At 53.6% G+C, this 11,370-nt stretch carries 12 protein-coding genes; 6 read left to right on the forward strand and 6 right to left on the reverse strand.

Annotated elements, in window-relative coordinates; translation table 11 throughout:
- Positions 1 to 44: 44 nt before the first annotated feature.
- The 3 genes from pntB to VB741_RS22060 all read left to right on the forward strand — a co-directional run bounded on the left by pntB (position 45) and on the right by VB741_RS22060 (position 4,035).
- Entirely contained in the window at positions 45 to 1,475 is a 1,431-nt protein-coding gene (gene pntB, locus VB741_RS22050) for a Re/Si-specific NAD(P)(+) transhydrogenase subunit beta (RefSeq protein ID WP_323367369.1), read from the forward strand.
- 445 nt (positions 1,476 to 1,920) lie between these two features.
- A complete protein-coding gene (locus tag VB741_RS22055) occupies positions 1,921 to 3,054 on the forward strand; it encodes a DUF58 domain-containing protein (protein WP_323367370.1) in 1,134 nt (377 codons plus the stop codon).
- 114 nt (positions 3,055 to 3,168) lie between these two features.
- Positions 3,169 to 4,035 (forward strand): MBL fold metallo-hydrolase, encoded by an 867-nt coding sequence (locus VB741_RS22060; RefSeq protein ID WP_442786427.1) that lies wholly within the window; start codon positions 3,169 to 3,171, stop codon positions 4,033 to 4,035.
- On the opposite strand, the gene VB741_RS22065 is transcribed toward VB741_RS22060, so the two are convergent.
- Positions 4,032 to 4,778, reverse strand: a complete 747-nt coding sequence (locus VB741_RS22065; protein WP_323367372.1) for an SDR family NAD(P)-dependent oxidoreductase — start codon at positions 4,776 to 4,778, stop codon at positions 4,032 to 4,034. The two genes, VB741_RS22060 and VB741_RS22065, sit on opposite strands and share 4 nt — an antisense overlap.
- Positions 4,779 to 4,868: 90 nt before the next feature.
- The gene (locus VB741_RS22070; protein WP_323367373.1) at positions 4,869 to 5,123 is read right to left on the reverse strand and encodes a TIGR03643 family protein; all 255 of its coding nucleotides are present in this window, start codon (positions 5,121 to 5,123) and stop codon (positions 4,869 to 4,871) included.
- Between the two features lie 272 nt (positions 5,124 to 5,395).
- On the opposite strand from VB741_RS22070, the gene VB741_RS22075 reads away from it, so the two are divergent.
- On the forward strand, positions 5,396 to 5,521 hold the full coding sequence (locus tag VB741_RS22075) for a photosystem II protein Y (RefSeq protein ID WP_442786425.1): 126 nt from the start codon (positions 5,396 to 5,398) through the stop codon (positions 5,519 to 5,521).
- Positions 5,522 to 5,625: 104 nt separating this feature from the next.
- Here the strand turns inward: VB741_RS22075 and rdgB are convergent, their stop codons facing one another.
- Together rdgB and VB741_RS22085 are read right to left on the reverse strand one after the other, a co-directional pair.
- Positions 5,626 to 6,204, reverse strand: a complete 579-nt coding sequence (gene rdgB / locus VB741_RS22080) for an RdgB/HAM1 family non-canonical purine NTP pyrophosphatase (protein WP_323367374.1) — start codon at positions 6,202 to 6,204, stop codon at positions 5,626 to 5,628.
- A gap of 113 nt (positions 6,205 to 6,317) precedes the next feature.
- Positions 6,318 to 6,884, reverse strand: coding sequence for a hypothetical protein (locus VB741_RS22085; RefSeq protein ID WP_323367375.1), 567 nt, complete (start codon positions 6,882 to 6,884; stop codon positions 6,318 to 6,320).
- A gap of 134 nt (positions 6,885 to 7,018) precedes the next feature.
- Between VB741_RS22085 and VB741_RS22090 the strand changes: the two genes are divergently transcribed.
- Together VB741_RS22090 and VB741_RS22095 are read left to right on the forward strand one after the other, a co-directional pair.
- Positions 7,019 to 8,809, forward strand: a complete 1,791-nt coding sequence (locus tag VB741_RS22090) for an ABC transporter ATP-binding protein (RefSeq protein WP_323367376.1) — start codon at positions 7,019 to 7,021, stop codon at positions 8,807 to 8,809.
- Between the two features lie 156 nt (positions 8,810 to 8,965).
- On the forward strand, positions 8,966 to 10,054 hold the full coding sequence (locus VB741_RS22095; RefSeq protein ID WP_323367377.1) for a formylglycine-generating enzyme family protein: 1,089 nt from the start codon (positions 8,966 to 8,968) through the stop codon (positions 10,052 to 10,054).
- A 59-nt stretch (positions 10,055 to 10,113) separates the two neighbouring features.
- On the opposite strand, the gene VB741_RS22100 is transcribed toward VB741_RS22095, so the two are convergent.
- The gene (locus VB741_RS22100; RefSeq protein WP_323367378.1) at positions 10,114 to 10,557 is read right to left on the reverse strand and encodes a hypothetical protein; all 444 of its coding nucleotides are present in this window, start codon (positions 10,555 to 10,557) and stop codon (positions 10,114 to 10,116) included.
- Positions 10,558 to 10,600: 43 nt separating this feature from the next.
- Positions 10,601 to 11,173, reverse strand: coding sequence for a hypothetical protein (locus tag VB741_RS22105; protein ID WP_323367379.1), 573 nt, complete (start codon positions 11,171 to 11,173; stop codon positions 10,601 to 10,603).
- Between the last annotated feature and the right edge of the window lie 197 nt (positions 11,174 to 11,370).

An 11,370-nucleotide genomic window follows, 5' to 3' on the forward strand; every position in this document is an offset into this window, starting at 1 on the left:
GCTCCTACTTTGCTCCTTTAGGCATTCTCTACAACTTTTATTCCATGTCTAACAATCTTGTTGCGGTGGCCTATTTGGCTGCCATTGTTCTCTTCATTCTCAGTTTGGGTGGTCTCTCTAATCAAGAAAGTGCTAAGCGCGGCAATATCTACGGCATTGTCGGTATGATTATTGCCCTGGTGGCTACAGCCTTGAGTGCTCAAGTGAGTGCCTATAGCCTGTTGGTAGTGGCCATTGTGCCTGCTGTTGCCATTGGTGGTTTAGTTGCGTCCCGCGTGGAAATGACTGAAATGCCTGAGCTAGTTGCTATTCTCCATAGCTTTGTGGGTCTGGCTGCTGTGTTGGTGGGTTTAGCCAGTTATTTAGGCCCCGATCCCACCCTGGTGGGGGCGGAGGAAACCATCCACAAGTTGGAAATCTACATTGGTATCTTCATTGGTGCCCTGACGTTTACCGGGTCCGTGGTGGCCTTTGGTAAACTGCGGGCGATTATTAGCAGTAAGCCATTGATGCTGCCTGCTCGGCATTTTCTGAATATTGCCATGTTAGTGGGTACCGTCATCCTGGGTGTTTTGTTCATGGGGGCAGAGGGCACTGAAGGCTTTAACTATGTCTTGGGCATGGTGGCCATTGCCTCTGTCCTGGGCATTCACCTGGTGGCGGCGATTGGTGGTGCTGATATGCCCGTGGTGATCTCCATGCTCAACAGCTATTCCGGCTGGGCAGCGGCGGCGGCGGGATTCATGCTTTCCAACGATCTGTTGATTGTCATCGGCGCACTGGTGGGTAGCAGCGGAGCGATCCTCAGCTTCATTATGTGCAAGGCGATGAACCGCTCCTTCTTTAGCGTTATTCTCGGTGGCTTTGGCCAGGGTTCTGGCAAAGGCGGTAGTGCTAAGGCGGTCGAAGGCACCATCAATGAAACGGACATTAATGGCACCCTAGAATTGTTAGCCGATGCCCAGAGTGTGATTATTACCCCTGGTTACGGTATGGCGGTGGCCCAAGCCCAGCATGCAGTATCTGAAATCACGCGGATCTTAACCAAACGCGGCGTCAATGTTCGTTTTGGCATTCACCCTGTAGCGGGTCGTTTGCCCGGTCACATGAATGTGTTGATGGCTGAGGCGAATGTGCCCTATGACATTGTGTTGGAGATGGATGAAATTAATGATGATTTCCCTGAGACTGATGTGGTGTTGGTGATTGGCGCGAATGATACGGTGAACCCCAGTGCCATGGAAGATCCGGAGAGTCCGATTGCAGGGATGCCGGTGTTGGAAGTGTGGAAGGCTCGCAATGTTGTTGTAATGAAGCGAGGGATGGCGGCTGGCTATGCGGGTGTGGAGAATCCGTTGTTCTTTAAGGACAATACTCAAATGTTGTTTGGTGATGCGAAAGCTAATACCAATGCAATTTTGGGTCGCTTGCAGGAGTCTGAAACCGCAGCGAAGCCTACCTTAGCTACGGTGTAGACGATCGAACGGACTAGCGCTCTAGGTCTTTGAGGATAAACAAGGGAGTTCACCATTGTGGACTCCCTTTATTGTTTGAGGGACACCAACTTACATGCCATCTGGCAGAAAACTCTCCAATATGCCTAAAAGGCCGGGTAAAACATTTTGTGCGATAATTCAACGGCATGAAATCCAGGCAGCCCCGGAGTTTAGCAATGGCTGGCTAGGGAGCATGTGTCTTTTCTTATATCGCTAATAGGCTGGGTTAAGACTCTGTTAGGGCTTGTTAGGTGCAATGCTTCGCGATCGCAACTTCTCAACTAACGTTTCAACCCTTGCTTGGACATTGCCCCGTTCCTGCTGAGTGGTATCCAGTGCTTGCAGAGCTGCATTCTGTTCCTCGACAATGGGGGTACCCTGGACAGTAACTAGGCCAATCGTTGTTCAGGGACGTCATTGTCTAATGCTAAAACGCTTAGCCCACTGGATGGAATCAAACTGGGTGACACCGGCCTATAGCGGCTGGGTCTTACTCGGGTTCACCCTATGTATATTCGGTGCCGCCACTAACACCATGGCCGGTTGGCTCTATGTGATTAGCGGGGTGACCATTGCCCTGCTATCGGTATCGTCGATTTTGCCCCAGCGGTCGTTGCAGGGACTGGCGATTAGTCGCCCATTGCCTGTGCCTGTGTCGGCTGGGGAAGCTGTGTCGATGGTGGTGACGGTAGAAAATACCACTGCTCACCCCAAAAGTTTGATGCAGGTGCAAGACCTGGTGCCTGCGGCCTTAGGGGGGCAGCAGGTCCGGGCCATTGCCACCCTAGCCCCCCAATCCCAACATACCTGGCGTTACGAAATTCCGACGGAAAGACGCGGTATCTATACTTGGTCAGAGGTCCGTTTACGCACAGCGGCCCCCTTGGGCCTATTCTGGTGCAGTCGTTTACACCCAGCCAAGGCCAAAGCCATTGTCTACCCGCAAATTTTGCCTCTGGATCGCTGTCCGGTGATTGATAGCCTGGGGGAGGAAACTGGGCAGAGGCGGCTCCAAAAAGCTGAATTCAATGCCAGTGGGACAGAAGGTTTGACCCGTGCATTGCGGCCCTATCGTTGGGGAGACCCCACCCGATTAATCCACTGGCGCACCAGTGCCCGCTATGGAGAATTGCGGGTGCGAGAGTTAGAGGTGTTGACCAGCCACCAAAGTTTGATTATTGCCTTAGATACATCCACCGCTTGGGACCTGGATAGCTTTGAGCGGGCTGTGATTGCGGCTGCTTCGCTCTATCACTACGGTCAGAAAAACGGTTTGGCCACCCAGTTTTGGAGTGCCAAAACGGGTCTGGTGTCGGATATGACCGCTGTTTTAACCGTGTTAGCGGGGATTCAGTTTAATGATGGCGGCGATCATAAACTCCCCGCGCCGCCTTTGGTGTGGCTTACCGCCCAAGCTGGTAGACCCTTGCCGGTCAACAGTGCTGAGATTTTGTTTTTACCGAAGACAGCGGCCCATTCTAGTGATACTTTCCAGGGTGAGGTGACGGGTATCGTGATTAATCCCACCGATGATTTACAACGGCAGTTGCAGGGCTAGCCTTTGGCTGTGCTGATGACAGATCATTTGTTCTCAGGTGTTCTCAGGTCCCATCCCCCGAGGATTAGCTAGACTGGAGTTAACACTCAACCTAGCGTCCAGAGGGGGAGCATGATGGCTCAGCTAAAAGCCCGTCGCCCGGAGAATGTGGAGGGTGATATTTTTGTCGATACCACCTGTATTGACTGTGATACCTGTCGCTGGATGGCTCCCGATGTGTTTGGTCGAGCGGGCAGTATGTCAGCAGTCCATACCCAGCCCATGACATCGGAAGAGAGAATTCAGGCCCTCAAAGCGCTGTTGTCTTGCCCCACGGCATCCATTGGTACGGTCACTCCGCCTAGGGATATCAAACAGGCTCAAGGGCAATTGCCGGATCGGATTGCCGAGAATGTTTACCACTGTGGCTATCACTCTGAGAGTTCCTATGGGGCGGCCAGTTATTTGATCCAGCGACCTGGGGGAAATGTGTTGGTTGACTCACCTCGATTTACGCCACCCTTGGTGAAACAGTTAGAGGCGATGGGTGGAGTGAACTATTTGTATCTCACCCATCGGGATGATGTGGCGGATCATGCCAAGTTTCAGGCGCATTTTGGCTGTCACCGCATCCTCCATGTCCATGACATCAACCCCGACACCCAATCCGTCGAAATCCAGCTCGAGGGGCAAGCGCCTTACCCCCTGGCGGACGATCTCACCATCATTCCGGTCCCTGGCCACAGCAAGGGCCATACTGTTTTGCTTTACCAGGACCGGTTTCTATTCACGGGTGATCACCTAGCCTGGTCAGTTAACCTGGGCCATCTTTATGGTTTTCGTCGGTTTTGCTGGGACTCCTGGCCCGAGCAGATCAGGTCCATGAAACGTCTGACTGAGTATTCCTTTGAGTGGGTCCTGCCCGGTCACGGTCGGCGGTTTCATAGCCACGATATGGCGGCCGAGTTACAGAGATGTATTAACTGGATGGAAACGGCTTAACTGCTTTGCTGGGTGGGCCGCAATAGGATGTCATGCACCTGCACATAGTCGGGCTGGCTGAGGATATAGGCGACGGCGTTGGCGATGTCCTGGGGCTGGAGGATGGGAAACTGGCCGTAGACCATCTGGGCTTGGGCCGCGCTACCGGAGTATTTTTCGGCGAACTCGGTTTCCACAAAGCCGGGGCTGATGGCCGAAATGCGAATGGCACTGCTGTCGGCCCGCAGTTCTTGGCGGAGGCCTTCGGTGAGGGCCCGGACGGCAAATTTAGAGGCGGAGTACATGCCACTGCCGGGGACGCGATGGCCCGACATGGAGCTGATGTGGACGATGTGGCCTCGGTCCTTGCCGAGGGTGCGCATCAGGTTGATGGCTTCGCGGGTACAGATGCAGAGGGCGAGGACGTTCACCTCTAGGGTTTCTCGCCATTTTTCGGTACTGCCGGTGGAAAGGGTCTCTTGGTGGCCGAGGCCTGCATTATTGACCAGGACATCTAGACCGTTGAAGCGGGTTGCGATCGCACCAAACCAAGCCAAAATTTGCCCTTCATCCCGCAGATCAACGGCCTGGGTCAGCACTTCAATGCCGTATTGCTGGGTTAATTCATCCGCTAGGCTAGTCAAACGCTGCTGCCGACGGGCACCCAGGGCAAGATTGTAACCATCGGCGGCTAAGCGTTGGGCAATGGCCATACCAATGCCACTGGAGGCTCCGGTAACGACGGCGACGGGGCGATTATTCATGGTGCGGCAAGGGACCTATGGCAGGGGAGAATTTATAGAACGAAGGGGACCTATAGCCATCGCTGGGGATGTGGCCCAAAGCTATATTGGTTAACCCTTTTGATTTTGAGAACGAAAGCGACCGCTGTCAAAGGTGCGCTGAGCCAAGTGCTTAGTTTTACGGCCCGTCACCCGCTGCCGCCACATTTTAAAGCTAGATTGCTTCATTTCCCGACGCATCAAAGCAATCACCTGCTTTTCCTGCAGATCATATTGCAGTGCGATGGCGTCAAAGGGGGTGCGATCCTCCCAGGCCATTTCGATGACGCGGTTGATGGTGGCTGAGCTGAGTTCGGGCAGTTTCATGAAGAGTGGGTGATTGACGGGATCCAAAAATAGTTACTGGAGCTTTTTAAGCGGTCTAGTAGGGTTCTTTTATGTTCCTGCAATTGCCATGAAAAAGCTAATGCCATTAGACTTGGTGGAATTCTAGTCAGGTCCTTGGGCAACTACCCCTACCGCCATCTTCCATTAACTTTCTACGAAGCCCCAATTCTCTGCTTCAAACCGCGCCTAGTTTATGAGAATATTGTGTACAAGTATTTTATAAAACGCATTTCTCCGCAGGAGGTTCGGTAATGGACATTGATTTCCGGGTTGTAGCTGTACTGGCTCCAATTGCCCTAGCTGCAGGCTGGGCAGGGTTTAACATTTTCCAAGCTGCACTAGGTCAAGTACAAAGCATGTTTGGCAACGACGAATAGAACCGTCTTTGTGAAGAAAAGTTATCGAATTTACTCATTTGAGCTGCTCTCTGTAAAAAGAGCAGCTTTTTGTTGTGTCTTTGATTCGTGACCCTAGGCTGCCTTTACCCCAGCTCTAGCTGCTCCAACTGAGTCATGATTTGGGCAAAGGCAATGCCGCGATGGCTGTGGGTTTCTTTTTGCTGAGCGCTCATTTCGGCAAAGGTTTTGCCCTGGCTGGGGACGTAGAAAATGGGGTCATAGCCAAAGCCGTTGGTTCCCTGGGGACCAGTCAGGATTTCACCGGGGCAAATGCCTTCGGTTTCTAGGGCGATGGTACCGTCAGGACTGGCTAGGGCCAAGGCACAGACGAACTGGGCGCTGCGGTCCTGGGCGTCTGTGAGTTCTCTGAGGACACGATGAATGCGGTCTTGGTCGTCGGTGCCATAGCGGGCGGAGTAGAGGCCGGGGGCACCGTCTAGGGCATGGATTTCCAGCCCGGAGTCGTCGGCGATGGCCCATTGGTGGGTTGCGATCGCAACTTCCCGAGCCTTCAACCGGGCATTTTCCATAAACGTTGTCCCCGTCTCATCCACATCAATCTCCTCGGGTTTCAGCTGCAAGTCCCAGCCCAGGGGCGTCAAGTAGACCTGCATTTCCTTCAGTTTGCCAGGGTTTCCAGTGGCAACAATGACAGTGGGCATGGTGGTAAAGGGTACGAAAAATCTTCTGCGCCCATATTTAACCACGTCGGTTGGGCTAATCCCCACCCCGACCTCAGCCACATTCGCCAGATCTCAGCCAACCAACAGTCAACTTATCCGGGCCACTGCATCAGCCCACTCTTCATAGAATGATTCCACATCCATCTGGCATCGCCACCGCCGATCTGCTGCTGTAACTGGGCTGAATAGCGGCTGAAGTCATGCACATATGGCAGCTCGCTAGATATTTCGTCTGAGTCTAGATATTGCACCTGGTCCAACCTAGTGGCTAGCCCCAAGACCTTACTCCAATGCTCCATCAGGACAGCACAGGAAAATGTCATCAACTCCTTAATCAGATGATCAACACCGCATTTTTGTATCCTGTCGTAGTCGCCCTGGCCGCCACCAACCGTCAGCTTCGTCAGTATGGCCTTGATCTCCACATCGACCTGTTCGTAAATGGTTTCGCCGACAACGCCTGCCACCGATATAGCACCATCTTGAGCATTGGCCATCCATGGGCGGGGTTCCTGGGGTGGGTCAATGTTGTAGCGATGGACTCGCCCGGTGCCATCAGGATTGATTCTGACTCCATTGATCACCACACCGAAAGCCTGATACAGGCAGCAGTGGCTAGCTTCATGGATGGCGCTCAGAGATATTTTTGTGTCGGCCATGCCATCCTCCTCACCCATACCTCAACCACATTTTCGCCCACATTCCATCCCATCGGTTAGGCTAATCGACTCCCTAAGCAGATCTATCCGCCGAGCCTTCCCATAGGATCGCCCGGAACCTGGTAGCGTAATCCATGAAACGCTTACCCGATCCTATTGCCTTGGATAATCGCCCCCCAGAACGCTCCCCAGAACGCCCCGCAGAACGCCCCTATTACTGGCAGCTGCTGCCCTACATTCGTCACCAGCAGGCAATCCTGATTCCTGCTTTTGTCTGTACCCTGGTGTTCACCGTTTACTGGCCCATCCTCGCCAAGCTGGGGGGATTGGCCATTTCCACCCTGGTCCAGGGGCAGGTGGCGGCCTTTGGCAAAGTTGCTGCCCTCACCCTACTCGGCTTACTGATCCAAAAGGTCGCCCAATATGGCCAAGATTCCTTAATGGCCAAGGCGGCGTTTCGGGTGGCCCACCAGCTGCGGACCCGCGTGTATGGTCACCTGCAAACCCTCAGCCTCACCTATTTTGAGCAGACCAAAACGGGGGACCTAGCCTATCGCCTGACTGAAGATGTGGACCGCATTGGCGAGGTGGTGTATAAGCTGTTCCACGATTTTGTGCCCTCGGCCCTGCAGTTGGTGGTGGTGTTTGGCTACATGATTTACCTCAACTGGCAGCTAACGGCGACGGCGTTGATTTTGATTCCGCTATTGGCCTTTCTGTCCGGTTGGTTTGGCGAAAAAATGCTCACCGCCGCCCGCCGCAGCCAGGATAAGGTGGCGGACCTGTCCTCCCAGGTGGCAGAGGTGTTTAGTGGCATTCGCTTGGTCCAAGCCTTTGCTGCCGAAGACTATGAGATTGAACGGTTCTCCCAGGCCTCGGCGAAAAACCGGGATGCCCGCTATTCGGTGGCCTGGCTCCAGGCGGTGCAGTTTCCGGTGGTGGGCTTTCTCTATGCGGGGATGATTGTGGTTTTGCTGTTGGTGGGCACCTGGCAAATTAGCCTTGGCAACTTGGCGCGGGAGGGGTTTGGCACCTATGTGATCAATGCTCTGTTACTGATTGATCCGGTGAACCATGTGATTCAAAACTTTAACGAGTTTAAGCAGGGGGAAGCGTCCGTGGACCGGGTGCTGGAACTGTTGCAGATTAAACCCTCTGTCCAGGATCGGCCGGGGGTAACATCTCTTCCTGCGGTGACGGGGCGGGTGGAGTATCGCCAGGTGAGCTTTGCCTACGAGGCTGACCAGCCGGTGTTGGACTCGGTGAGCCTGGTGGCAGAGCCGGGACAGACAATTGCCTTAGTGGGGCTATCGGGGGCTGGAAAAACTACATTGGTGAATCTTTTGCCTCGCTTTTACGATGTGGCGGCGGGGGAAATTTTGATCGATGGGGTGGATATTCGCCAGGTCACTCTGCAAAGTCTACGGCGTCAAATTGGGATCGTCCCTCAGGAGAATGTGTTGTTCTCCGGGACCATTGCTGAGAATATTGCCTTTGGCCAAAAGGACTGGCTCCTAACGGACGTAGAAGCGGCGGCGCGGGTGGCTAATGCCCATGGCTTTATCAGCCAGTTTTCCCAGGGTTACCATACCTGGGTGGGGGAGCGGGGGGTGAATTTATCGGGGGGACAGCGGCAGCGAATTGCGATCGCACGGGCCGTCCTGTTCGATCCTAAAATTCTGATCCTGGATGAGGCCACGTCTGCTCTGGATGCGGAGTCAGAAGCGCTTGTGCAGGAAGCCCTAGACCGGCTGATGCAAGGACGGACGGTGTTTGTCATTGCTCACCGATTGGCGACGGTGAGGAAATGCGATCGCATCCTAGTGATGGAAAAAGGCCGCATCATCGAATCTGGCACCCATGGGGAGCTGCTTCAACAATCAGGCCGCTATGCCAGCTTCTATGCCAAGCAGTTTCAGGGATAAGTCAAGGCAATATCAGGACCGCAGGTTACAAAACTTACAAAACTCACAAATACATTGGCATTTGATTTTTTTTACCGCTAATTCCTTATCGTCAACCATCTCGGTGAATGACCTGATATAGGATAACGGGCGTGGGTGCCCGTAGTTAATGCATTTATGGTCGGTAGTCGTGATCAGGTCATCAAAAAAATAACCGCCTGGGGCAGAACTATCTTGACTCAGGCGGATATTGCCAGGGATCTATCGCCAGATCCCTGGCAATATCCGCCTGTCCAGCGACCCTACCCGAGGGCCTACTCTCGTCGGCAGGCCCTGAAACTTTTAGGTTTGTCCACTGCGACTGGCATGGTCACTGTGGGGTGCCAAAGCGTATCGGGCAAGATGATTGGCCCGACGGGACGGCCCCTCAAAAACCGCACATTGAAAACCGTCAAGGTGGATGCAGAGGGGCAAATCACGGCAGAACCCTCGGTCAAAGTGACCTATTTTGATGAACCCTATCTGAATCCATCATTAGGCAAGGCATTGCCCCTGCGCATGGTGCAAATCCCTGCGGGAGAATTTCTCATGGGTTCTCCCCCTGCCGAAACGCAACGGGAAGAGAAAGAAGGTCCCCAGCGAGCGATTCAAGTACCTAGTTTTTACATGGGGGCTTTTACCATCACCCAGCAGCAGTATGAGGTGATCATGGGTGAAAATCCGTCTTATTTTACGGATGATCAAGGTAAAGATGGTGCTAATTTGCCAGTGGAACAGGTGACCTGGCAAGAGGCCGAAGCTTTTTGTCAAAAATTGAGCCAGCTGACGGGGCGTACCTATCGATTGCCTAGTGAAGCGGAATGGGAATATGCCTGTCGTGCCGGAACAACAACACCTTTTTGTTTCGGAGAGAAACTGACAACAGAAATTGCCAACTTCTTTGCCGATTTCTCTTTTACCGAGAACTTTGAAGAGAACTATCGCAATACCCCCGTTGCGGTTGATAGTTTTTGGCCCAATGAATTTGGCCTGTACAACATGCACGGTAATATATCTGAGTGGTGTGCTGATGATTACCACGACAGTTATCAAGAGGCTCCCAGTGATGCTAAGCCTTGGAAATCGGCTGATGCCCAGTCGTCTAAAGTAATTCGGGGTGGGTCATGGTTTAACGATACGCCGTTTTGTCGTTCAGCTTCTCGCGATAAGAATAGTCAGACGGGGCGTAGCAATGTGTTTGGCCTACGGGTGGTCTGTGAAGCATGAGGCGAATGACCCTAGAGACTGTTGCTTATTAGATAGCTGATTTACAAGAGATCATCATGCTATGGCAGTTGCACTTGGTCGATGGGGATGCCCAGCTGCTCGGTTAGCTCGATGACGTTGCTGGTAAACGTGGACATATCGCCCGAGACGGCGGTGGCTAGGGCAACCAGCTTTTTCAGCCGCCGACCGATGCGGCCTGGGTCGGGCTGCTCCTCTGCGAGGCCGCGTTCTAGGTCATTGAGCGTGTCGTTGGCTTTGTCTTTTTGGTCGGTGGGGAAAGTTTGGGCCTGGTCGCGGAGGGTCGTGAGTAGGCGGGTGATGTCGGCGGCGTTGAGGCCGTAGTTATTGATGATGCCCGCGAGATTGAGGAGATAGTCGTTGGACTGCCCTTGACCGTTGCCCGTTAGCACCAGTTCACGGACTTTGGGATTGTTGAGATAGGTCTCGCCTGGGCGTACACGGTCCAGTTTTTTAGCATCTCGCCAACGGGTACGGAGTAGCACAGCTCGCCTTAGGTCAACGCTTTTAAGACGTGCGTGAGAGAAATTAGCTTTCGGTGAGCGTCGCTCCACGAAAGCTAGTCCCGCCAATAGCGGCAAACGCGATCGCAACAGACCGAATCCAAGCATCTCGCTGATCCCCTTTCAACGCTCGCCAGCCAACATAAGCACTCACTAAAGTCACGGCAGCGGCAGCGGCTCCGTTTCCGGCTCCGGCTCCGGCTAAGACTAAGGCTCCGGCTAAGGCTGCTTCTCCGGCTAAGGCTCCGGCTACTGCTCCGGAGCCGGCTACTGCTCCGGCTCCGGCTAAGGCAGCGGCTCCAGCTCCGGCTAAGGCTACTGCCCCGGCAGCGGCTAAGGCTCCGGCTAAGGCTCCGGCTACTGCTCCGGCTAAGGCAGCGGCTAAGGCTACGACTACGATTACGGCAGCGGCTAAGGCTACGACTACGTCTAAGGCTCCGGCTACGGCTTCGTTTTCGGCTCCGGCTAAGGTTAAGTCTACGGCTCTGGCTCCGGCTAAGTCTTCGGCCATGGCTAAGGCTACTGCTACTGCTACTGCTCCGGTTAAGGCTACTGCTACTGCTCCGGCTACTGCTACAACTCCTTTACGAAGTAGCAAAAATAGGAATACAACAATAACCGCTAATGAAACCCATCCTGCAACTTGATAGCCTAGATTAATGGGATAAAATATGGGCGTAACCGGTGTTCCTCGGCCATCAGTAAAGGGGCTGAAGTATTGTCAGTTGGAGGTTGTAGAGCATCAAGCAGGAAATAGGACTAGAGTTGGAATATGAACGCCAATCTAGTCCCAAC

This window comes from Leptothoe sp. PORK10 BA2 (assembly GCF_034932105.1).
Lineage (GTDB): Bacteria > Cyanobacteriota > Cyanobacteriia > Phormidesmidales > Phormidesmidaceae > Leptothoe.